Raw genomic sequence first — 21896 nt, forward strand, 5'->3', positions numbered from 1 at the left:
GCCATCGTTATGAGCAAATCAGCACTCTTCACCGTGCGTAAACAGGATCCCTGCCCCGCCTGCGGGGCAGATCTCGTTATCCGCAGCGGTAAACACGGCGCCTTTTTAGGCTGCTCAAACTATCCAGCCTGCGACTATATCCGGCCGCTAAAAAATCAGGCTGACGGTCATATCGTCAAGGTGCTCGAAGGGCACGCCTGCCCGCAGTGCGGCGCAGATAAAGCGTTGCGTCAGGGACGCTACGGCATGTTCATCGGCTGTAGCCACTATCCCGAATGCGACTATAGCGAAGCGATAGATAAACCGGATGAAACCCTTATTGCCTGCCCGCAGTGTCTGGAAGGCAAACTGGTACAGCGTCGTTCGCGTTACGGCAAGACTTTCCACGCCTGTAACCGCTATCCGGCCTGCCAGTTCGCCGTCAATGCAACGCCAGTCGCAGGCATATGCCCGCACTGCGCTTTTCCGCTGCTGGTAGAGAAGAAAACCGCGCAGGGCGTTAAACGCTTTTGCGCCAGTAAAAGTTGCGGCAAGGCCGCCGCATCAGAGAATTAAGACAATATCATGCAAAACCACACTTTTTCCGGTTCGCTGGATGCCTGCGTCAAGCAGCTGCGCCAGCAGGCCGTTATTGCTTATCCAACCGAAGCCGTATTTGGTCTGGGCTGCGACCCAGACAGCGAAAGCGCCGTCATGGCGCTGCTGGCATTAAAACAGCGTCCCGTTGAGAAAGGATTGATCCTCATCGCCGCCGATTATGCTCAGCTTGAACCCTATATCTCCGACCGTGAGCTGTCCGTCGAGCAGCGCGAACGCATGTTCGCTCACTGGCCGGGCCCGGTAACCTTTGTTGTGCCTGCCACGCCGCAAACGCCGCGCTGGCTGACGGGGCGTTTCGATTCGCTGGCCATCCGCGTAAGCGATCATCCAGACGTACAGGCCCTGTGCCGCGCCTTCGGCAAGCCGCTGGTATCGACCAGCGCTAACCTGTCGGGCGAAGCGCCTTGTCGCACGGTCGAAGCGGTCAGGGCGCAATTTGGCTCTGCCTTTCCCGTACTGGTGGGCGAAACCGGCGGCCGACAGAATCCGTCGGAAATTCGCGATGTTTTAACCGGCAATCTTATTCGTCAGGGCTAATTCATGGATCAGTTTGCGGTATTCGGCAATCCCATCAGCCACAGTAAATCGCCTTTGATCCACCAGGCGTTTGCGGAGCAGACCGGGATTGCGCATCGTTATGGCCGGGTCTGCGCGCCGCTTGAAGCGTTTCCCGAGACTATCGCTGCCTTTTTCGCCCATGGCGGACGCGGCGCGAACGTCACGCTGCCTTTTAAGCAGCAGGCCTGCGAGTTTGCCGACGAGCTGAGTGAGCGAGCGGCGCTCTCCGGCGCTGTTAATACCCTGAAAAAGCGCAGCGACGGGCGGATCCTGGGCGACAATACCGACGGTATTGGTTTGCTGAGCGATCTGGAACGTCTTGCGTTGATCCGCCCGGGCGATCGCATTTTGCTGGTGGGGGCTGGCGGCGCGGCGCGCGGCGTCATTCTGCCGCTGCTTTCCGCCGGCTGCGCGGTGACGATTGTTAATCGTACCCAGGCTCGTGCGGAGGAGCTGGCGCAGCTTTTCCGCCAGAGCGGCGAGATCGACGCCTGCCGCTTTGATCAGATGACCGGACGGACCTTCAATCTTATCGTGAATGCGACCTCGAGCGGCGTAAGCGGCGAAGTGCCGCCGCTGCCAGCTTCGCTGATTGATGCGCAGGTACGCTGCTACGACATGTTTTATCAGGCGGGCGCGACGCCGTTTTTGCACTGGTGCGAGCAGCATGGCGCGCAGCAGCGCGCCGATGGTCTGGGCATGCTGGTGGGGCAGGCCGCGCACGCATTTCAGCTGTGGCACGGCGTCCTGCCGGAGATCGCCCCCGTTATCGCACAGCTTAAACAGGCGATGCAGCCATGAATCAGGCGATTCAGTTTCCCGATCGCGAAGAGTGGAACGCGGATAAAGCAGCCGTCTGCTTTCCGGCGCTGGTTAACGGCATGATGCTGACCTGCGCGATCTCTGCCGAAGCCCTTTCACAGCGCTTCGGTCAGGGAGAAGCAATGGCCTTATTTACCGCGCATCGCTGGGATTTGGAAGATGAGGCGGAAGCGGCCATTGCTAATCAGGCATTTGACGATCAGGAGTGGGTCTGGCTCGCCTCTGCCAGATAGTCATCCTTCCAGCGAACATAGTTGTTGGCGGAGTAAAGTAGGCCCGCAATCTCCTGCTCGCTTAGCGGGCGCACCTGCCTGACCGGGCTACCCAGATAAAGGTAGCCGCTCTCCAGGCGCTTGCCCGGCGGCACCAGGCTGCCAGCGCCAATCATCACATCATCTTCAATAATGGCGCCGTCCAGCACGATTGATCCCATCCCCACCAGTACGCGATCGCCGATAGTGCAGGCGTGCAGCATCGCTTTATGGCCGACGGTTACGTCCGCGCCAATGGTCAGAGGAAATCCCTGCGGGTTGCTGGCGGACTTATGGGTTACGTGCAGCACGCTGCCATCCTGTATGTTGGTGCGCGCGCCGATGCGTACCTGATTCACGTCGCCGCGTATCGCGACCAGCGGCCAGATGCTGGCATCGTCTCCTAGCGTAACGTCTCCAACCACTACGCTAGAGGCGTCAACCATGACGCGCTGCCCACACTGCGGATAACTCTCTTTATAACGTCGTAGAGCTGACATCTGCTTTCTCCTTATAGATTCGGCTACAGACTGGAGCGGATCGCGGGGCCAGACAAGCGTAAAAGGCCTGCGATCGTTGAAGATCTCTTCAATAAGTGTGTTTTATCGCCATACGGAAAAAAAGATCGAAAAAAGGGTTGTGCAATAAAATCGGATCCCTATAATGCGCCTCCACTGACACGGCACGACGGCTTACGGAATGCGGTGTTCAGGAGAGCCGGTTAACCGGGTCGCCGGATGAAATCACTGAAAAAAAGTGGTTGACTCCGAAGGAGAGTAGCGTAATATACGCCACCTCGCAGCAGCAGGCTCCGCCGCTGACTGCACCGCTCTTTAACAATTTATCAGACAATCTGTGTGGGCACTCGAGAGCAGATATCAAAAGCCTTCGGGCTTAAAAAATATCAAGCCTCACGAGTGGACACATAATGACATTCATTATGACGTTTTACAGATGAGCACCGCTTAACTTGTTTAAGCAAATCAAACTTAAATTGAAGAGTTTGATCATGGCTCAGATTGAACGCTGGCGGCAGGCCTAACACATGCAAGTCGAACGGTAGCACAGAGGAGCTTGCTCCTCGGGTGACGAGTGGCGGACGGGTGAGTAATGTCTGGGAAACTGCCCGATGGAGGGGGATAACTACTGGAAACGGTAGCTAATACCGCATAACGTCGCAAGACCAAAGTGGGGGACCTTCGGGCCTCACACCATCGGATGTGCCCAGATGGGATTAGCTAGTAGGTGGGGTAACGGCTCACCTAGGCGACGATCCCTAGCTGGTCTGAGAGGATGACCAGCCACACTGGAACTGAGACACGGTCCAGACTCCTACGGGAGGCAGCAGTGGGGAATATTGCACAATGGGCGCAAGCCTGATGCAGCCATGCCGCGTGTATGAAGAAGGCCTTCGGGTTGTAAAGTACTTTCAGCGGGGAGGAAGGCGATGTGGTTAATAACCGCGTCGATTGACGTTACCCGCAGAAGAAGCACCGGCTAACTCCGTGCCAGCAGCCGCGGTAATACGGAGGGTGCAAGCGTTAATCGGAATTACTGGGCGTAAAGCGCACGCAGGCGGTCTGTCAAGTCGGATGTGAAATCCCCGGGCTTAACCTGGGAACTGCATTCGAAACTGGCAGGCTAGAGTCTTGTAGAGGGGGGTAGAATTCCAGGTGTAGCGGTGAAATGCGTAGAGATCTGGAGGAATACCGGTGGCGAAGGCGGCCCCCTGGACAAAGACTGACGCTCAGGTGCGAAAGCGTGGGGAGCAAACAGGATTAGATACCCTGGTAGTCCACGCCGTAAACGATGTCGACTTGGAGGCTGTTTCCTTGAGAAGTGGCTTCCGGAGCTAACGCGTTAAGTCGACCGCCTGGGGAGTACGGCCGCAAGGTTAAAACTCAAATGAATTGACGGGGGCCCGCACAAGCGGTGGAGCATGTGGTTTAATTCGATGCAACGCGAAGAACCTTACCTACTCTTGACATCCACGGAATTCGGCAGAGATGCCTTAGTGCCTTCGGGAACCGTGAGACAGGTGCTGCATGGCTGTCGTCAGCTCGTGTTGTGAAATGTTGGGTTAAGTCCCGCAACGAGCGCAACCCTTATCCTTTGTTGCCAGCGATTCGGTCGGGAACTCAAAGGAGACTGCCGGTGATAAACCGGAGGAAGGTGGGGATGACGTCAAGTCATCATGGCCCTTACGAGTAGGGCTACACACGTGCTACAATGGCGCATACAAAGAGAAGCGACCTCGCGAGAGCAAGCGGACCTCATAAAGTGCGTCGTAGTCCGGATCGGAGTCTGCAACTCGACTCCGTGAAGTCGGAATCGCTAGTAATCGTGGATCAGAATGCCACGGTGAATACGTTCCCGGGCCTTGTACACACCGCCCGTCACACCATGGGAGTGGGTTGCAAAAGAAGTAGGTAGCTTAACCTTCGGGAGGGCGCTTACCACTTTGTGATTCATGACTGGGGTGAAGTCGTAACAAGGTAACCGTAGGGGAACCTGCGGTTGGATCACCTCCTTACCTGAAGATACTGCCTTCGAAGTGCTCACACAGATTGTCTGATAGAAAGTAATGAGCAAGACGGCTGCGAAGTCGTGACGCGTATTCGTGTCCCCTTCGTCTAGCGGTTAGGACTCCGCCCTTTCACGGCGGCAACAGGGGTTCGAATCCCCTAGGGGACGCCACTTGCTTGGTGACAGGTGAAAGGTGTCTCCACGAAATATCTCAAAACTGACGGCAACGTCGAGTTTGAGATATTGCTCTTTAACAATCCGGAACAAGCTGAAAATTGAAACGACGCCCTGCGTTCATTCCCCGTAAACAGGAATGAAAGGCAGCGCGTTCGAGTCTCTCAATAATCACATCCGCGACGTCGCAAGACGCCTGTGGGTTGTGAGGTTAAGCGACTAAGCGTACACGGTGGATGCCCTGGCAGTCAGAGGCGATGAAGGACGTGCTAATCTGCGAAAAGCGCCGGCAAGGTGATATGAACCGCTACAGCCGGCGATGTCCGAATGGGGAAACCCAGTGTGTTTCGACACACTATCGCAACATGAATACATAGTGTTGCGAGGCGAACCGGGGGAACTGAAACATCTAAGTACCCCGAGGAAAAGAAATCAACCGAGATTCCCCCAGTAGCGGCGAGCGAACGGGGAGCAGCCCAGAGTCTGAATCAGCTTGTGTGCTAGTGGAAGCGTCTGGAAAGTCGCAGGGTACAGGGTGACACTCCCGTACACGAAAGCACACATGCTGTGAACTCGAAGAGTAGGGCGGGACACGTGGTATCCTGTCTGAATATGGGGGGACCATCCTCCAAGGCTAAATACTCCTGACTGACCGATAGTGAACCAGTACCGTGAGGGAAAGGCGAAAAGAACCCCGGCGAGGGGAGTGAAACAGAACCTGAAACCGTGTACGTACAAGCAGTGGGAGCCTCTTTATGGGGTGACTGCGTACCTTTTGTATAATGGGTCAGCGACTTATATTCTGTAGCAAGGTTAACCGTATAGGGGAGCCGCAGGGAAACCGAGTCTTAACTGGGCGTTAAGTTGCAGGGTATAGACCCGAAACCCGGTGATCTAGCCATGGGCAGGTTGAAGGTTGGGTAACACTAACTGGAGGACCGAACCGACTAATGTTGAAAAATTAGCGGATGACCTGTGGCTGGGGGTGAAAGGCCAATCAAACCGGGAGATAGCTGGTTCTCCCCGAAAGCTATTTAGGTAGCGCCTCGTGAACTCATCTCCGGGGGTAGAGCACTGTTTCGGCTAGGGGGCCATCCCGGCTTACCAACCCGATGCAAACTGCGAATACCGGAGAATGTTATCACGGGAGACACACGGCGGGTGCTAACGTCCGTCGTGAAGAGGGAAACAACCCAGACCGCCAGCTAAGGTCCCAAAGTCATGGTTAAGTGGGAAACGATGTGGGAAGGCCCAGACAGCCAGGATGTTGGCTTAGAAGCAGCCATCATTTAAAGAAAGCGTAATAGCTCACTGGTCGAGTCGGCCTGCGCGGAAGATGTAACGGGGCTAAACCATGCACCGAAGCTGCGGCAGCGACGCGTATGCGTTGTTGGGTAGGGGAGCGTTCTGTAAGCCGTCGAAGGTGTGCTGTGAGGCATGCTGGAGGTATCAGAAGTGCGAATGCTGACATAAGTAACGATAAAGCGGGTGAAAAGCCCGCTCGCCGGAAGACCAAGGGTTCCTGTCCAACGTTAATCGGGGCAGGGTGAGTCGACCCCTAAGGCGAGGCTGAAAAGCGTAGTCGATGGGAAACAGGTTAATATTCCTGTACTTGGTGTTGCTGCGAAGGGGGGACGGAGAAGGCTATGTTGGCCGGGCGACGGTTGTCCCGGTTTAAGCGTGTAGGTGTGTGTTCCAGGCAAATCCGGTTCACTTTACACTGAGGCGTGACGACGAGGCACTACGGTGCTGAAGTAACAAATGCCCTGCTTCCAGGAAAAGCCTCTAAGCATCAGGCAACACGAAATCGTACCCCAAACCGACACAGGTGGTCAGGTAGAGAATACCAAGGCGCTTGAGAGAACTCGGGTGAAGGAACTAGGCAAAATGGTGCCGTAACTTCGGGAGAAGGCACGCTGGCGCGTAGGTGAAGGGACTTGCTCCCGGAGCTGAGGCCAGTCGAAGATACCAGCTGGCTGCAACTGTTTATTAAAAACACAGCACTGTGCAAACACGAAAGTGGACGTATACGGTGTGACGCCTGCCCGGTGCCGGAAGGTTAATTGATGGGGTTATCCGTAAGGAGAAGCTCTTGATCGAAGCCCCGGTAAACGGCGGCCGTAACTATAACGGTCCTAAGGTAGCGAAATTCCTTGTCGGGTAAGTTCCGACCTGCACGAATGGCGTAATGATGGCCAGGCTGTCTCCACCCGAGACTCAGTGAAATTGAAATCGCTGTGAAGATGCAGTGTACCCGCGGCAAGACGGAAAGACCCCGTGAACCTTTACTACAGCTTGACACTGAACACTGGTCCTTGATGTGTAGGATAGGTGGGAGGCTTTGAAGCGTGGACGCCAGTCTGCGTGGAGCCGTCCTTGAAATACCACCCTTTAATGGCTGGTGTTCTAACGTAGGCCCGTTACCCGGGCTGCGGACAGTGTCTGGTGGGTAGTTTGACTGGGGCGGTCTCCTCCCAAAGCGTAACGGAGGAGCACGAAGGTTGGCTAATCCTGGTCGGACATCAGGAGGTTAGTGCAATGGCATAAGCCAGCTTGACTGCGAGAGTGACGGCTCGAGCAGGTGCGAAAGCAGGTCATAGTGATCCGGTGGTTCTGAATGGAAGGGCCATCGCTCAACGGATAAAAGGTACTCCGGGGATAACAGGCTGATACCGCCCAAGAGTTCATATCGACGGCGGTGTTTGGCACCTCGATGTCGGCTCATCACATCCTGGGGCTGAAGTAGGTCCCAAGGGTACGGCTGTTCGCCGTTTAAAGTGGTACGCGAGCTGGGTTTAGAACGTCGTGAGACAGTTCGGTCCCTATCTGCCGTGGGCGCTGGAAAACTGAGGGGGGTTGCTCCTAGTACGAGAGGACCGGAGTGAACGCACCGCTGGTGTTCGGGTTGTCATGCCAATGGCACTGCCCGGTAGCTAAGTGCGGAAGAGATAAGTGCTGAAAGCATCTAAGCACGAAACTTGCCCCGAGATGAGTTTTCCCTGACCCCTTGAGGGTCCTGAAGGGACGTTGAAGACGACGACGTTGATAGGCCGGGTGTGTAAGCGCAGCGATGCGTTGAGCTAACCGGTACTAATGACCCGTGAGGCTTAACCTTACAACGCCAGAGGCGTTTTGTGAGACGCGAGATTTTCAGCTTGTACCGGATATATCTGCGCGGCCCTGCGGGCGGCGCGGAAACAGAATTTGCCTGGCGGCCTTAGCGCGGCGGTCCCACCTGACCCCATGCCGAACTCAGAAGTGAAACGCCGTAGCGCCGATGGTAGTGTGGGGTCTCCCCATGCGAGAGTAGGGAACTGCCAGGCATCCAAATACAGTGTGCTGATATGGCTCAGTTGGTAGAGCGCACCCTTGGTAAGGGTGAGGTCCCCAGTTCGACTCTGGGTATCAGCACCAGTTACACAATAGTTCGGCGTATAAAGAATTTGCCTGGCGGCTTTAGCGCGGCGGTCCCACCTGACCCCATGCCGAACTCAGAAGTGAAACGCCGTAGCGCCGATGGTAGTGTGGGGTCTCCCCATGCGAGAGTAGGGAACTGCCAGGCATCAAACAAGAAAAAGCCCTTTGCATAAGCAAAGGGCTTTTTTCTTTTCTGCGCTTTACCTTTTCCGCCGATAAAAAACCCCGGAACCTGTCCGGGGCGTTGTGCTCTGTTCAGCGTTAATGGATAACCTGCGACAAAAACGCGCGCGTACGTTCAGATGTCGGGTTCGAGAAGAAGGTTTCCGGTGGCGCCATCTCCACGATCTCGCCGCGATCCATGAAGATCACGCGATCGGCCACGGTACGTGCAAAGCCCATCTCATGGGTCACGCACAGCATCGTCATTCCATCTTCCGCCAGCCCAATCATAGTATCCAGCACCTCTTTAACCATCTCTGGATCCAGCGCTGAGGTCGGCTCGTCGAACAGCATAATTTTCGGTTTCATACAGAGCGAACGCGCAATCGCCACGCGCTGCTGCTGTCCGCCGGAGAGCTGGCCCGGAAACTTATGCGCATGCTCTGCGATGCGCACGCGTTCGAGATAGTGCATCGCCAGCTCCTCTGCCTCTTTTTTCGCCGTCTTGCGCACCCAGACAGGGGCCAGCGTGCAGTTCTGCAGCACCGTCAGATGTGGAAAAAGATTGAAGTGCTGAAACACCATACCTACTTCGGTGCGCACGCGCTCGATGTTACGCACATCATCATTAAGATGGATGCCGTCGACCACGATGCGTCCTTGCTGATGCTCTTCCAGATGGTTGATGCAGCGAATCGTTGTGGACTTACCAGAACCAGAAGGGCCGCACAGCACGATGCGTTCGCGCGGCTTCACCTGCAGGTTAATGTTCTTCAGGACATGAAACTGTCCGTACCATTTATTCACGTTCTCGAGCGAAATCATCAACGCTGAATCGTGGTGCAAATTTTGTGTCATGGAAAACCTCAGTGCGATTTACGCCCGGTGTGAAAGCGCTTCTCCAGATGCTGGCTATAGCGCGACATGCTAAAACAGAAAATCCAGTAGACCAGCGCGGCAAAGACATAGCCTTCGGTCGACATCCCCAGCCAGGCGGGATCGACAGTCGCCTGCTGCACGCTGCTGAACAGGTCGAAAAGCCCGATAATGATCACCAGGCTGGTATCTTTGAACAGCGCGATAATGGTGTTTACCAGGCCGGGGATGGTTAGCTTCAGCGCCTGGGGTAAAATCACCAGCAGCTGCGTTTTCCAGTAGCCGAGCGCCAGCGATTCTGCCGCTTCATACTGACCTTTTGGCAACGCCTGCAAACCGCCGCGCACCACTTCGGCCACATAGGCGGACTGGAACAAAATCACCCCAACCAGCGCGCGCACCAGCTTATCGATGCTGGTGCCTTCTGACATAAACAGCGGCAGCATCACCGACGACATAAACAGCACGGTAATCAGCGGCACGCCGCGCCAGAACTCAATAAAAATGATCGACAGCGTACGCACCACCGGCATACGCGAGCGGCGTCCCAGCGCCAGTAGAATACCCAGCGGCAGCGCACCGGCGATGCCGACCGCGGCGATAATCAGCGTCAGCGTCAGGCCACCCCACTGGCGCGTTTCGACGTGCTCCAGGCCAAACAGGCCGCCATACATCAGCAGCCAGACGGTGAGGGGATAGATCACTGCCCAGCAGGCGATATAGCGGCCGCGATGCGGCAGCGATTTCACAAACATCGGGATAATCGAGGCGACGCCCAGCACCAGCGCCAGGTTAATACGCCAGCGCAGCTCGTGCGGATAGAGTCCATACATAAACTGGCCGAAGCGCGCATGAATAAAGACCCAGCATGCACCCTCTTTGGTGCAGTCGGCGCGCGTCTCGCCAATCCAGTTCGCCTGGAACACCAGCCATTCCAGCGCGGGCGGGATCACCTGCCACATCAGCCAGAGGCAAAACAGCGTCAGCAGCGAGTTGAACCAGCTGGAGAAGAGATTTTTTCGCGCCCAGCTCCAGGCGCGGCTCAGCGGCGTAACGGCGGCCGGCGAGTTTTCGTGTGTGGTAACAGACATCGTCATCCCGTTCTCTTAGCGCTCAACCAGCGCGATTTTGCGGTTATAGATATTCATCAACAGTGAAATCACCAGGCTTATCACCAGATAGACGCCCATGGTGATCGCGATGGTTTCGATCGCCTGGCCGGTCTGGTTGAGCACTGTACCGGCAAACAGCGACACCATATCGGGGTAGCCGATAGCGGCGGCCAGCGAGGAGTTTTTCACGATGTTGAGATACTGGCTGGTAAGCGGCGGAATAATAACGCGCATCGCCTGCGGAATAATGACCTGACGCAGCGTCACCGGATTGGGCAATCCCAGCGAGCGAGCGGCTTCATGCTGGCCGTGCGGCACGGACTGAATGCCGGCGCGGATCACCTCGGCGATAAATGACGAGGTGTAGACCGAGAGCGCCAGGGTCAGAGCCGCCAGCTCCGGGATCATGACGAAGCCGCCGCGGAAGTTAAAGCCGCGCAGCGTTGGCACATCCCAGTGCGTGGCGGCACCGAAGCCCAGATGGGCCACGACGGGAAACAGCACGAACATGGCCAGCGCGGCGGGCCAGGTACGGCGCAGCTGGCCGGTCTTAAGCTGATATTTGCGATGATAGCGGAACAGCGCATAGCTGCCCGCGGCGGCCAGCGCCAGCGCCACAATAAAGGGGGCGGAACCCGGCGCATATTGCGGCCAGGGCACATAGAGGCCGCGGTTGCTGACGAAAGCGACATCAAACGCGCTTAACGCCTGGCGCGGGCCGGGAAGATTACGCAACACCGCGAAGTACCAGAAGAAGATCTGCAGCAGCGGCGGAATATTGCGGAACGTCTCGATATAGATAGTTGAGAGCTTGCGCAGCAGCCAGTTATCCGACAGGCGCGCCAGGCCGATAAAAAATCCCAGCAGCGACGCAAAAACGATGCAGAGCGCCGAGACCAGTAGCGTATTGGTCAGACCCACCAGAAATACGCGCGCGTAGGTATCGCCTTCGGTGTATTCGATCAGATGCTGGACGATGCCGAAACCGGCGCTGCGCTCAAGAAAGCCGAATCCGGACGTGATGCCGCGGCTGGCAAGGTTGATAATCGTATTGTGGATCAGATAACCCACCACGATAACGACCGTGACGATGGCGACAATCTGGTAAAGCCAGGCGCGAACCGCGGGATTACCGAATGAAATGTCCCTTTTCACGCTTGGGCGTTGTGACATGTTGAAACCTCGGAGACAAAGCGCAGTCAGGACGCCGCACGACGCGGCGTCCCATTAACACAGGTAATTAGCGGACCGGCGGGGCGTACTGGATGCCGCCCTGATTCCACAGCGCGTTCTGACCGCGCGCAATTTTCAGCGCGCTATCTTTGCCTACGTTGCGGTCAAACACTTCCTGGTAGTTGCCGACCTGTTTGATGATGTTATAAGCCCACTTGTTATCGAGCTTCAGGTCTTTGCCAAAGTCGCCTTCTGCACCCAGCAGGTGCGCCATATCCGGCGTAGTCGGTTTGGCGGTCATCTGATCGACATTTTTCGAGTTGATGCCCATCTCTTCCGCGTTCAGCATGGCGAAGAGCGACCATTTCACGATGGTGAACCAGTCATCGTCGCCGCGACGTACGACCGGGCCCAGCGGCTCTTTCGAAATCACTTCCGGCAGCACGATAAACTCGTCCGGCTTGCCCAGTTTGATACGCAGCGCGTAAAGCTGAGACTGATCGGACGCCAGCGTATCGCAGCGGCCGCTGTCGAGCGCCTTAGCGGATTCGTCAGAGCGATCGAACGTCACCGGGGTGTACTGCATTTTGTTGGCTTTGAAAAAGTCCGCTACGTTAAGCTCGGTATCGGTGCCCGCCTGAATACAGACGGTAGCGCCGTCCAGCTCTTTCGCGCTTTTCAGGCCTGCTTTCTGGTGAGTCAAAAAGCCGATGCCGTCATAGTAGTTCACGCCAGCGAACAGGAAGCCCATGCCGCCGTCGCGCGAAGAGGTCCAGGTTGTGTTGCGCGACAGGATATCGACTTCGCCTGACTGCAGCGCGGTGAAACGCTCTTTCGCGGTCAGCGGCGTATATTTCACTTTGCTGGCGTCGCCGAAAACAGCGGCCGCCGTTGCGCGGCAGACGTCAACGTCGATGCCGGAGAATTTGCCGCTGGCGTCAGCATAGGAGAAGCCCGGCAGACCATCGCTGATACCGCACTGCACAAAACCTTTCTTCTTAATCGCATCCAGCGTGGTGCCGGCGTGCGCCTGCTGCGTAACCGCGAGGAGCGCAGCGGCGGCGACCAGCGTAGAGAGCATCATCTTTTTCATAAAGCATCCTGTGTGGCGTAATTATTTTGTTATGTTTGATGCGCACCCTGCAGCGCGCTATTACCTGTCTGTGGCGGTCAGCCACGCATAGCTCTGCAAAGCCAGTGCCAGGTTTGCAGAATCGTGTGTGGGCTGGAAAGATCTCTTATTAATCTGAAGGAGCAGTAAAGCAGCGTTACTATCGCGCACCAAAAGGAAGCAAAGCGAGTCGCCGCGATCACAATTAGTGCAAATAGTTTCACTATATGGAAACAATGTGAGCCAAAGCTCAGGAAAGGATGTATGCAGAAAATGAGTTACGCTTTTCGCCAACAATGATCACTGACCGGGCGTCAGCGCTGGGGTTGCAGCGAGGCGAGTGAAGAAAAGGGGAGGTGAGGCGAAGGGATAAAACAAAATCAGCACCCAGGCAATCTTCACTTACGCGATTGCAACTAAGGTTACCATTTGCGAATGAGTTGTTTCATCGCTTTCAGCTTAGTGGCGAAATGCTGCGCAAATAAAAACGCCAGCACTCAGGCTGGCGTCATTTACCGCATCAACTAAAAATCAGTTCATGCCGTATTTTTTCAGTTTCTTACGCAGAGTACCACGGTTGATACCCATCATCAGCGCAGCACGGGTCTGGTTGCCACGGGTATACTGCATCACCATGTCCAACAGTGGCTGCTCGACTTCAGCCAGTACCAGCTCATAGAGGTCGTTAACATCCTGACCGTTCAGTTGAGCAAAATAGTTCTTCAGTGCCTGTTTAACCGAATCACGCAGAGGCTTTTGCGTCACCTGATCCTGTGAGTTAACGGTAGAAACGGTCAGTACGTCAGAATTTACGCGTTGTTCGAACATAGTTCTTTCAGCTCTTTATTTCGTTTACGCAAGATTTTCGAAGTATGCCTCCAACGCCTCCAGCTGTTCGCTGGCATCCTCTATGGCGTTGAATGTGCGCCGAAACTGGTCATTAGGGGCATGCTCCTGCAAATACCAGGAGACGTGCTTTCGCGATATACGGTATCCCTTGCCTGGACCATAAAAGTCGTGCAGCTCACGTATATGCGCAATGAGCATACGCTTCACCTCTGCCAGCGGCAGCGGCGCAAGCAGCTCCCCAGTGTCCAGATAATGCTGGATTTCCCGGAAGATCCACGGTCTTCCCTGAGCCGCGCGGCCTATCATCAGGGCATCGGCCCCCGTATAGTCAAGCACGGCTCTGGCTTTATGCGGGTCAGTTATGTCGCCATTCGCGATAACGGGAATGGTGACACTCTGCTTAACTGTCCGAATGCTGTCGTATTCAGCTTCCCCGTTGAACAGGCAGGCACGAGTGCGTCCATGTATCGTCAGGGCCTGAATGCCACAGCGTTCAGCCAATTGGGCAATCTCTACACAGTTACGGTTTTCCGTATCCCAGCCGGTGCGAATCTTCAGCGTAACGGGCACATCTACTGCGTTAACCACGGCGGTGAGGATAGATTTCACCAGCTCGGGATACTGCAGCAGCGCTGAGCCTGCCATCTTTCGATTCACTTTTTTGGCCGGGCAACCCATGTTGATATCGATGATCTGCGCGCCAGACGCCACGTTAATACGCGCGGCCGCCGCCATCTCATCAGGATCGCAACCTGCTATTTGCACGGCGCGAACGCCGGGCTCGTCACTGTGCACCATACGCAAACGGGATTTGTCACTGGCCCAGACTTCAGGGTTAGATGACAGCATCTCAGAGACCGCCATACCGGCGCCGTTCTCAAAACAGAGCGTGCGAAACGGCCTGTCGGTAATCCCGGCCATCGGCGCAGCAATGAGCCGATTACGTAGCTGGTGGTGTCCAATGCGCATGAAGAAGAAGTGACCGTAACTGTTCGCAAGGCGGCGTATATTACGCATTTTTTACCGAAGATGAAAGGCCAAACTTTGAACAATTCGCCGTAAACAGCGGGATAAAGACGGTTAAAGCGCAGTCAATTTTTTAATTATTGTTTATATTCAATCGCTTAAAAAATTATGCTGGAATTGTGAACAAAAATTTTTCTCAAAACACGACGTAAATCACAACATAAAAAGCGCTACATCAGGCAATTAGCCAGAGATATGACGCCTGGCAGACGCTTTTTTGCGCAGTTTCGTTGCGGCCGGAGCGTAATTAATACGTCCGGCCGCGTGCGTTTTTTGCTCAGGGCGAAAGCCAGCCAGTGACAGCGGCTGGCGAACGGCTTAGCGGCGCACGCCGGTAATGCGGCACCATTCCTCTTTTTCCGCCACCGGATCGAGCGCAAAGCGGTCAGCATAGGCCTCGCAAACGCCCTCCGCCTGACTGGCCAGCACGCCGGAAAGGCCCAGATGACCGCCCGCTTTCGGCAGCACGCTAATCAGCGGCGCCAGCTCGCGCAGCGGACCGGCAAGGATATTGGCGACCACCACGTCAGCCTGCAAATTCTCCGGCTGCTGATGCGGCAGATAGAGCGACAGGCGATCGGCGACGCCGTTGCGCTCGGCGTTGTCGCGGCTGGCCTGGATCGCCTGCGGATCGATATCAATGCCGATCGCCTGTGCCGCGCCCAGCTTCAGGGCGGCAATTGCCAGAATGCCGGATCCGCAGCCGAAATCGATCACCGTTTTGCCCGCCAGATCCAGGCCGTCCAGCCAGCTAAGGCAGAGGGAAGTGGTGGGATGGGTGCCGGTGCCGAACGCCAGTCCTGGATCGAGCATCACGTTGACGGCGTCTGGATCCGGCACGTCGCGCCAGCTTGGACAGATCCAGAGGCGCTCGCCAAAGCGCATCGGATGAAAGTTATCCATCCATTCACGCTCCCAGTCTTTATCTTCGATCTGCTCGATCTTATGGTGAAAGCCCGATCCCAGCAGCGGATGCTGACTCAGCTCGGCGACCACGTCGTTCATGTCCGTTTCCGCGTCGAACAGGCCGATCACGTCGGTATCACCCCACAGGCGCGTTTCGCCCGGCAGCGGCTCATAAACCGGATTATCGTGCGTATCCTGAAAGGTCACGGAGACCGCGCCGCTCTCCATCAGCGCATCGCTGAGAGATTCGGCGTGCTCGCCGGTGCTGTTAATTTTGATTTGAATCCATGGCATAGCGTTTCTCTTTATTCCAGCGCAGCATCAGGCGCGCGGCCAAACAGATTACCGACCAGAAAAGCCAGCAGGCTTATGGTCAATGACGGAACGATAGGGTGAAAGCCACCCCATTCAATATTCAGGCTGGCAAGCAGCGTGTAGCTCCCTGCGCCCGCCAGCATGCCGGAGAGGGCGCCGGCGGCGTTGGCGCGCGACCAGTAAAGGCCCAGCACCAGCGGCCAGAGGAAAACGGCTTCCAGACCGCCGAAGGCCAGCAGGTTTAGCCAGATGATCATATCTGGCGGATTCCAAGCCGCCAGCAGCAGCAGCAGGCCCAGCACGAAGGTGATAGTGCCGGAGAGCAGGCGCAGGCGCGATTCATTTTCGCTTTGCTGCGGCGCGATACGCAGATAGAGATCTTTGATCAGGGTAGCGGAGGATTGCAGCAGCTGCGCGTTAATGGTCGACATGATCGCCGCCATCGGCGCGGCGAGGAACACCCCCGCAGCCATCGGCGGCAGCACGGTAATCATCAGGGTCGGAATGACGCGATCGGGAATAGCCAGATCCGGCAGAATCGCCCGGCCGAGCGCGCCGGCCAGGTGCATGCCGAGCATCAGCACCACCACCACGATGGTGCCGAGAATAATGCCGCGATGCAGCGCTTTGCTGTCTTTATAAGAGATGCAGCGCACGGCGGTGTGCGGCAGACCGATAACGCCGAAGCAGACCAGCACCGCAAAGGAGCTCAGGAAGGTCGGGTTGATCACGTTACCGACCCCTTCTGGCGACACCAGCTGCGGATCGATAGCGCGCAGTTTAGTGACCGCCGTGCCGAGCCCGCCCGCCTGATGGATGACGGCGAACAGCAGCAGAAAGGTGCCGATCAGCATCACCAGCCCCTGCATGGCATCGTTAAGCACGCTGGCGCGAAAGCCGCCGAAGGCAGTATAGAGCGCGATGGTGCCGCCGAAAATCAGCAGGCCGGTATCGTAAGGAATGCCCGCAGCGGTCTCAAGCAGGCGCGCGCCGCCGATAAACTGCACCGTCATGGCGCCAATAAAGGCCACCAGCAGGCTGATGCTTGCCAGCCAGATCAGCAGCGTGCTGCGGTAGCGCGCATAGAGCATATCGTTCAGCGTCACCGCGTTATAGCGGCGCGCCAGAATAGCGAATTTTTTGCCCAGCACGCCGAGGGACAGCCAGACCGCCGGCACCTGGATCATCGCCAGCAGCACCCAGCCTAGCCCATATTTATAGGCAGCGCCGGGGCCGCCGATAAAAGAGCTGGCGCTGATATAGGTGGTGGTGATGGTCATCGCCAGCACGAAACCGCCCATGGAGCGGCTGCCAAGAAAATACTCGGTGAGAAAACTGCCCTGGCGCTGCTTGCGCATGGCAAACACCGACAGCCCGGCGATCAGCGCCAGGTAGGCCAGCAGCGGAAGAATGATTTCACTTTCCATCGTTATCCTCTAGCGGCATATCGCGGAATACCAGACGCACCATCAGCCAGCACAGCACGATAAACAGCAGTGGAGCAAACACGCAGGAGAGTTCAAACCAGCGCGGCAATCCCGTCACGCCCGTTTCATCGCCGCCCAGCCAGGCGGAGAGGCCCCAGACGGCCAGATAGGCCAGCGTCAGGTAGAGCGCCCAGCGCGCCTCTTTATTCGCTTGCAGAAAACGCCAGTCCATTATGCAACCTCTACGGCGACAAAAATGAAAAAGGCCGGTATCACCGGCCTGGTCTTGTTGACAAGGTGCCAGCGTGGGCGCCGTCAGCAGTCTGGATGACCCCTGACATCGCCCTCGCTGTTGCGCTTACTTATCGTACAGTCCGAGTTTCTTTTCCAGATAGTGGATGTTGGTGCCACCCTGCTGGAAGTATTCGTCGGACATGATGCGCATCTGCAGCTCAATGTTGGTCTTGATGCCGTCGATGATAAGCTCAGCCAGCGCGTTTTTCATGCGGGCAATCGCCACGTCACGGGTTTCGCCATAGCAGATCAGCTTGCCGATCATGGAATCATAGTACGGCGGCACGCTGTAGCCGGCGTAGATGTGCGATTCCCAGCGCACGCCAAAGCCGCCTGGCGCGTGGAAACGGGTGATTTTGCCCGGGCTCGGCAGGAAGGTGTTGGGATCTTCCGCGTTAATACGGCACTCGACCGCATGGCCGCGAATAATCACATCTTCCTGCTTGATAGAGAGCGGCTGACCAGCAGCGATACGCAGCTGCTCTTTGATCAGATCCACGCCGGTGATCATCTCGGTAACCGGATGCTCAACCTGAATACGGGTGTTCATCTCGATAAAGTAGAACTCACCGTTTTCATACAGGAACTCGAAGGTGCCTGCGCCACGGTAGCCGATTTCGATACAGGCGTTTGAGCAGCGTTCGCCGATGTAGCGACGCAGTTCCGGCGTAATGCCCGGCGCGGGGGCTTCTTCAACTACTTTCTGGTGACGACGCTGCATAGAGCAGTCGCGCTCGGCCAGATAGATAGCGTTGCCCTGGCCGTCGGCCAGCACCTGAATCTCGATATGGCGCGGGTTCTCGAGATACTTCTCCATGTAAACCATGTCGTTGTTGAAAGCCGCTTTGGCTTCCGCTTTCGTCATGTTGATGGACTGCTCAAGATCCTTATCGCTGCGCACGACGCGCATGCCGCGACCGCCGCCGCCGCCAGACGCCTTGATGATGACCGGATAACCGATACGCTTGGCGATAGCGCGGTTTTTCTCCATGTCGTCGCCCAGCGAGCCGTCGGAACCCGGTACGGTCGGCACGCCCGCTTTCTTCATCGCGGTAATCGCGGACACTTTGTCACCCATCAGGCGGATAGTGTCAGCTTTCGGGCCGATAAAGATAAAGCCGGAACGCTCAACCTGCTCGGCGAAATCAGCATTCTCAGAGAGAAAGCCGTAGCCGGGGTGGATAGCGACCGCGCCGGTGATTTCGGCGGCGGAGATCAGCGCCGGGATGTTGAGATAGCTTTTAACCGACTGAGCCGGGCCGATGCAGACGGTTTCGTCCGCCAGCAGCACATGTTTCAGATCGCGGTCAGCGGTGGAGTGCACCGCCACGGTCTTGATGCCCAGCTCTTTACAGGCGCGGAGAATACGCAGCGCGATTTCACCGCGGTTAGCAATGACAATTTTATCCAGCATGGTTCGCCTCGTTATTCGATGACGACCAGCGGCTCGTCAAATTCAACCGGCTGGCCGCTTTCGACCAGAATGGCTTTTACGACGCCAGATTTATCGGCTTCGATCTGGTTCATCATCTTCATCGCTTCAACGATGCAGAGCGTGTCGCCAGCGTTAACTTTCTGTCCGATTTCAATAAAGGCTTTCGCATCCGGGCTCGGCGTGCGGTAGAAGGTGCCGACCATCGGCGAACGCACGATATGGCCGCTGATTTCAGCAGGCTTAGCGGACTCTACGACCGGCGCTGCGATCGGCGCGACGGCGGTGGCTAACGCAGGCTGCGGAGCCGGCGCGGCGTAAGCCTGCTGCATAACGGGATAACCCACATTGGCAGGTGCACGGCTGATACGAACGGACTCTTCGCCCTCAGAAATTTCCAGCTCAGCGATGCCGGATTCTTCAACCAGTTCGATCAGTTTTTTAATTTTACGAATATCCATGAGTGTGGTTCCGTACTCTGTTTAATTGGAGTGAGACAGGCGTTTTACTGCCGTTTGTAAAGCCCATGAGTAACCGTCGGCGCCTAAACCGCAAATCACGCCGGCGGATACGTCAGAAAGATAGGAGTGATGGCGGAAAGGTTCACGCGCGTGCACATTAGAGAGGTGCACCTCGATAAAGGGAATGCTTACCGCCAGAAGGGCATCGCGCAATGCTACGCTGGTGTGCGTAAATGCAGCGGGATTAATAATGATGTAATCCACATTGCCTCTGGCCTCATGAATGCGATCGATCAGCTGATATTCCGCATTGGACTGCAAATGGCTCAGTTCCACGTCAAGCTGGTCCGCCTGCGCAGCTAAATCGCTGACGATTTGCTGCAGCGTGGTGCGACCATACTTTTCCGGCTCGCGCGTGCCCAGCAAATTAAGGTTGGGACCGTTCAAAAGCAGAATGTGAAATTTATGCGCCATCGTGCTGCCATCTCCCGCAATCATTGAGGCATCGCGTAAAATACCTTGCTATCTTCCGTTTGTCACCCGCCGCGCCAAAAAAGGCGACGCCGCGCGCAACAAAGCCGGGCATTATATCCGTTTCGGGGCAATTCGCAGCAAAATACTGGTCTTATCTGCGAAGTTGATCCCGAGTAGCCCGGAGGCCCCACCTTTTATCAGAAATAACGGGGAGAAGACAACTTAGCGCGGCAGCCACTGACGAAACTTTTTGTAACGCCACGCTAACAACACCAGCGCACCCAGCGCGTAAAGCAGCGGCTGGGGCGACAGCACCTTGACCGACCAGAGATAGTGAACGGGGGCGAGGATCGCCGCCAGATAGATAAAGTTATGCAGCGTTTGCCAGCGGCGGCCGAGCTTGCGCTGGGCGCGCTGGAACGACGTCGCCGCGAGCGCCAGCAAAATCAGCCAGGTTACGATGCCCAGCGTAAGGTAAGGACGCGATACCAGCTCGCGGCCCAGCAGCCCCAGGTTGTCGACGCCCAGCTCCAGCAGGTAGTAGCTCAGCAGATGAAGAGAGGCCCAGACAAAGGTCCAGACGCCAAGCAGGCGACGGGTACGGATTAGCAGCGGCTGCTTCGCGTAGCGCGTCAGCGGCGAAACCAGCAGCGTGCCCAGCAGCAGCTTCAGCGCCATCCTGCCGGTAAAGTGCTGAATATCCTTCGCCGGATCGGCGCTCAGCCAGCCCTGGCTCGCCGCCATAAAGAGATAGACCAGCGGCAAAAAAGCCGCCAGATGCAGGACCGCCTTCAGCCAGACGATCTGTTTCAGCGTCAGGCGCACTCAGTAGTTCTCCCGCAAATCGAGCCCACGATAGAGCGAGGCCACCTCGTCGGCGTAGCCGTTGAACAGCAGCGTTGGCTGACGCTTCACGCTGAGCGTGCCGCCGGGGCCGATAAAGCGCTCGGTCGCCTGCGACCAGCGCGGATGGTCGACATGGGGGTTCACGTTGGCATAGAAGCCATATTCATTGGCCGCGATCTGGTTCCAGGTCGTCGGGGGCTGATCGCGCGTCAGGGTGATTTTGACGATCGACTTGATGCCCTTAAAGCCATATTTCCACGGCACGGTCAGGCGAACTGGCGCGCCGTTCTGCGGCGGCAGCGCTTTGCCATAAACGCCGGTGCTGAGCAGGGTCAGTGGATGCATCGCCTCATCCAGGCGCAGCCCTTCTACGTAGGGATAGTTCAGCCCGCCGCCGATAAAGCGATCCTTCTGCCCCGGCATCTGGTCGGGGGCGTAGAGCGTCTGAAAGGCAACAAAGCGCGCATTGCTGTTGGGCTCCGCCAGCTTCAGCAGCTTATTGAGTTCAAACCCCACCCAGGGCACCACCATCGACCAGGCCTCGACGCAGCGCATGCGGTAGATACGCTGCTCCATCGCGAACTTTTTAAAAATATCGTCCATATCCAGCGTAATCGGCTTCGCCACTTCGCCGTCGATGGTCAGCTGCCAGGGATCGGTTTTCAGGGTGCCGGCATTGGCGGCCGGATCGGCCTTATCAAGGCCAAACTCATAGAAGTTGTTATAGCCCGAGACCTTATCTTCCGGCGTCAGCGTCAGGTTGGCCTGATACTTTTCCGGCTTGCTGAAGGTCAGCGCACGTCCAGCCGGCGCGGCGGGACGATCGTTGCCTTTAAACCAGCTCAGCACGTCCGCCTGCGCGACGCCGGGCATGCCGAGCGCCGCAGCGCTCAGGCCAAGGGTTTTCAGCACCTGGCGGCGCCGCATATTAAAGACGCTTTCCGGCGTAACGTCCGCTTCAGTCAGATATTTTGTGGGTTTCATCGCTCACCTCCCGGCTCGAATATGCCTTCCAGCATGATGACTATTGCCGATCGTCGCGACTTTCGCCGCTAAAATATGAAATTTCCTGGCATGAGGCGCC

General features: G+C 56.6%; 19 protein-coding genes, 2 tRNA genes and 4 rRNA genes. 10 read left to right on the forward strand and 15 right to left on the reverse strand.

Annotation, left to right across the window (positions count from 1 at the left end; all coding sequences use genetic code 11):
- Nucleotides 1-9 precede the first annotated feature (9 nt).
- Genes LB453_RS04155 through LB453_RS04170 form a run of 4 tightly spaced genes read left to right on the forward strand, consistent with a single transcriptional unit; the run spans nt 10 to nt 2213 of the window.
- A complete protein-coding gene (locus LB453_RS04155) occupies nt 10-555 on the forward strand; it encodes a type I DNA topoisomerase (protein WP_103797652.1) in 546 nt (181 codons plus the stop codon).
- A 9-nt stretch (nt 556-564) separates the two neighbouring features.
- Nucleotides 565-1137: an L-threonylcarbamoyladenylate synthase type 1 TsaC gene (gene tsaC, locus LB453_RS04160; RefSeq protein ID WP_103797651.1), complete on the forward strand. Its 573-nt coding sequence runs from the start codon at nt 565-567 to the stop codon at nt 1135-1137.
- A 3-nt stretch (nt 1138-1140) separates the two neighbouring features.
- Entirely contained in the window at nt 1141-1959 is an 819-nt protein-coding gene (aroE, locus tag LB453_RS04165) for a shikimate dehydrogenase (protein WP_103797650.1), read from the forward strand.
- Nucleotides 1956-2213, forward strand: coding sequence for a DUF1488 domain-containing protein (locus tag LB453_RS04170; RefSeq protein WP_103797649.1), 258 nt, complete (start codon nt 1956-1958; stop codon nt 2211-2213). The genes aroE and LB453_RS04170 overlap by 4 nt, the downstream gene beginning before the upstream one ends.
- Here LB453_RS04170 and LB453_RS04175 read toward each other — a convergent pair.
- A complete protein-coding gene (locus LB453_RS04175) occupies nt 2180-2731 on the reverse strand; it encodes a gamma carbonic anhydrase family protein (RefSeq protein ID WP_103797648.1) in 552 nt (183 codons plus the stop codon). The genes LB453_RS04170 and LB453_RS04175 overlap by 34 nt on opposite strands.
- Before the next feature lie 491 nt (nt 2732-3222).
- Between LB453_RS04175 and LB453_RS04180 the strand changes: the two genes are divergently transcribed.
- From LB453_RS04180 to rrf (LB453_RS04205), 6 genes are all read left to right on the forward strand, one after another.
- A 16S ribosomal RNA gene (locus tag LB453_RS04180) occupies nt 3223-4764 on the forward strand.
- 89 nt (nt 4765-4853) lie between these two features.
- Nucleotides 4854-4928, forward strand: a tRNA-Glu gene (locus LB453_RS04185).
- 212 nt (nt 4929-5140) lie between these two features.
- Nucleotides 5141-8046, forward strand: a 23S ribosomal RNA gene (locus LB453_RS04190).
- A 92-nt stretch (nt 8047-8138) separates the two neighbouring features.
- A 5S ribosomal RNA gene (rrf, locus tag LB453_RS04195) occupies nt 8139-8254 on the forward strand.
- Nucleotides 8255-8269: 15 nt separating this feature from the next.
- A tRNA-Thr gene (locus LB453_RS04200) sits at nt 8270-8345 on the forward strand.
- Nucleotides 8346-8377: 32 nt separating this feature from the next.
- Nucleotides 8378-8493: ribosomal RNA gene (gene rrf, locus LB453_RS04205) — 5S ribosomal RNA — on the forward strand.
- The 16S, 23S and 5S rRNA genes sit together here with 2 tRNA genes alongside, the layout of an rRNA operon.
- Before the next feature lie 116 nt (nt 8494-8609).
- On the opposite strand, the gene LB453_RS04210 is transcribed toward rrf (LB453_RS04205), so the two are convergent.
- The 14 genes from LB453_RS04210 to msrP form a co-directional block, all read right to left on the reverse strand.
- Nucleotides 8610-9368, reverse strand: coding sequence for an amino acid ABC transporter ATP-binding protein (locus LB453_RS04210; protein WP_103794456.1), 759 nt, complete (start codon nt 9366-9368; stop codon nt 8610-8612).
- A gap of 8 nt (nt 9369-9376) precedes the next feature.
- Nucleotides 9377-10477, reverse strand: coding sequence for an amino acid ABC transporter permease (locus LB453_RS04215; protein ID WP_103794850.1), 1101 nt, complete (start codon nt 10475-10477; stop codon nt 9377-9379).
- Nucleotides 10478-10492: 15 nt separating this feature from the next.
- Complete coding sequence (locus LB453_RS04220; RefSeq protein ID WP_103794457.1) at nt 10493-11671, reverse strand: amino acid ABC transporter permease; 1179 nt, start codon at nt 11669-11671, stop codon at nt 10493-10495.
- A gap of 67 nt (nt 11672-11738) precedes the next feature.
- Nucleotides 11739-12764, reverse strand: coding sequence for an amino acid ABC transporter substrate-binding protein (locus LB453_RS04225; protein WP_103794458.1), 1026 nt, complete (start codon nt 12762-12764; stop codon nt 11739-11741).
- Nucleotides 12765-13313: 549 nt separating this feature from the next.
- Entirely contained in the window at nt 13314-13610 is a 297-nt protein-coding gene (fis, locus tag LB453_RS04230) for a DNA-binding transcriptional regulator Fis (RefSeq protein ID WP_000462905.1), read from the reverse strand.
- A 24-nt stretch (nt 13611-13634) separates the two neighbouring features.
- Nucleotides 13635-14600 (reverse strand): tRNA dihydrouridine synthase DusB, encoded by a 966-nt coding sequence (gene dusB, locus LB453_RS04235; protein ID WP_103794851.1) that lies wholly within the window; start codon nt 14598-14600, stop codon nt 13635-13637.
- A 375-nt stretch (nt 14601-14975) separates the two neighbouring features.
- Entirely contained in the window at nt 14976-15857 is an 882-nt protein-coding gene (prmA, locus tag LB453_RS04240; RefSeq protein WP_103794459.1) for a 50S ribosomal protein L11 methyltransferase, read from the reverse strand.
- Nucleotides 15858-15868: 11 nt separating this feature from the next.
- Nucleotides 15869-17305 (reverse strand): sodium/pantothenate symporter, encoded by a 1437-nt coding sequence (gene panF / locus LB453_RS04245; RefSeq protein ID WP_103794460.1) that lies wholly within the window; start codon nt 17303-17305, stop codon nt 15869-15871.
- Nucleotides 17295-17537, reverse strand: a complete 243-nt coding sequence (locus tag LB453_RS04250) for a YhdT family protein (RefSeq protein ID WP_103794461.1) — start codon at nt 17535-17537, stop codon at nt 17295-17297. Before LB453_RS04250 ends, panF begins: the two co-directional genes overlap by 11 nt.
- A 126-nt stretch (nt 17538-17663) precedes the next feature.
- Nucleotides 17664-19013, reverse strand: a complete 1350-nt coding sequence (gene accC, locus LB453_RS04255; RefSeq protein WP_103794462.1) for an acetyl-CoA carboxylase biotin carboxylase subunit — start codon at nt 19011-19013, stop codon at nt 17664-17666.
- Between the two features lie 11 nt (nt 19014-19024).
- A complete protein-coding gene (accB, locus tag LB453_RS04260) occupies nt 19025-19492 on the reverse strand; it encodes an acetyl-CoA carboxylase biotin carboxyl carrier protein (protein WP_048785016.1) in 468 nt (155 codons plus the stop codon).
- 21 nt (nt 19493-19513) lie between these two features.
- Nucleotides 19514-19966, reverse strand: coding sequence for a type II 3-dehydroquinate dehydratase (gene aroQ, locus LB453_RS04265; RefSeq protein ID WP_103794852.1), 453 nt, complete (start codon nt 19964-19966; stop codon nt 19514-19516).
- Nucleotides 19967-20188: 222 nt separating this feature from the next.
- Entirely contained in the window at nt 20189-20791 is a 603-nt protein-coding gene (msrQ, locus tag LB453_RS04270) for a protein-methionine-sulfoxide reductase heme-binding subunit MsrQ (protein ID WP_103794463.1), read from the reverse strand.
- Nucleotides 20792-21796: a protein-methionine-sulfoxide reductase catalytic subunit MsrP gene (msrP, locus tag LB453_RS04275; RefSeq protein WP_103794464.1), complete on the reverse strand. Its 1005-nt coding sequence runs from the start codon at nt 21794-21796 to the stop codon at nt 20792-20794.
- Between the last annotated feature and the right edge of the window lie 100 nt (nt 21797-21896).

The sequence above is a fragment of the Pantoea agglomerans genome, from assembly GCF_020149765.1.
Taxonomy (GTDB): Bacteria; Pseudomonadota; Gammaproteobacteria; order Enterobacterales; family Enterobacteriaceae; genus Pantoea; species Pantoea alvi.

Coding starts and splice junctions, on each gene's coding strand:
- aroQ (WP_103794852.1), bottom strand. CDS start 19,966: ATGGCGCATAAATTTCACATTCTGCTTTTGAACGGTCCCAACCTTAAT.
- accC (WP_103794462.1), bottom strand. CDS start 19,013: ATGCTGGATAAAATTGTCATTGCTAACCGCGGTGAAATCGCGCTGCGT.
- LB453_RS04220 (WP_103794457.1), bottom strand. CDS start 11,671: ATGTCACAACGCCCAAGCGTGAAAAGGGACATTTCATTCGGTAATCCC.
- tsaC (WP_103797651.1), top strand. CDS start 565: ATGCAAAACCACACTTTTTCCGGTTCGCTGGATGCCTGCGTCAAGCAG.
- fis (WP_000462905.1), bottom strand. CDS start 13,610: ATGTTCGAACAACGCGTAAATTCTGACGTACTGACCGTTTCTACCGTT.
- LB453_RS04175 (WP_103797648.1), bottom strand. CDS start 2,731: ATGTCAGCTCTACGACGTTATAAAGAGAGTTATCCGCAGTGTGGGCAG.
- LB453_RS04170 (WP_103797649.1), top strand. CDS start 1,956: ATGAATCAGGCGATTCAGTTTCCCGATCGCGAAGAGTGGAACGCGGAT.
- LB453_RS04250 (WP_103794461.1), bottom strand. CDS start 17,537: ATGGACTGGCGTTTTCTGCAAGCGAATAAAGAGGCGCGCTGGGCGCTC.
- aroE (WP_103797650.1), top strand. CDS start 1,141: ATGGATCAGTTTGCGGTATTCGGCAATCCCATCAGCCACAGTAAATCG.
- msrP (WP_103794464.1), bottom strand. CDS start 21,796: ATGAAACCCACAAAATATCTGACTGAAGCGGACGTTACGCCGGAAAGC.
- panF (WP_103794460.1), bottom strand. CDS start 17,305: ATGGAAAGTGAAATCATTCTTCCGCTGCTGGCCTACCTGGCGCTGATC.
- LB453_RS04215 (WP_103794850.1), bottom strand. CDS start 10,477: ATGTCTGTTACCACACACGAAAACTCGCCGGCCGCCGTTACGCCGCTG.
- dusB (WP_103794851.1), bottom strand. CDS start 14,600: ATGCGCATTGGACACCACCAGCTACGTAATCGGCTCATTGCTGCGCCG.
- accB (WP_048785016.1), bottom strand. CDS start 19,492: ATGGATATTCGTAAAATTAAAAAACTGATCGAACTGGTTGAAGAATCC.
- LB453_RS04155 (WP_103797652.1), top strand. CDS start 10: ATGAGCAAATCAGCACTCTTCACCGTGCGTAAACAGGATCCCTGCCCC.
- LB453_RS04225 (WP_103794458.1), bottom strand. CDS start 12,764: ATGAAAAAGATGATGCTCTCTACGCTGGTCGCCGCCGCTGCGCTCCTC.
- prmA (WP_103794459.1), bottom strand. CDS start 15,857: ATGCCATGGATTCAAATCAAAATTAACAGCACCGGCGAGCACGCCGAA.
- LB453_RS04210 (WP_103794456.1), bottom strand. CDS start 9,368: ATGACACAAAATTTGCACCACGATTCAGCGTTGATGATTTCGCTCGAG.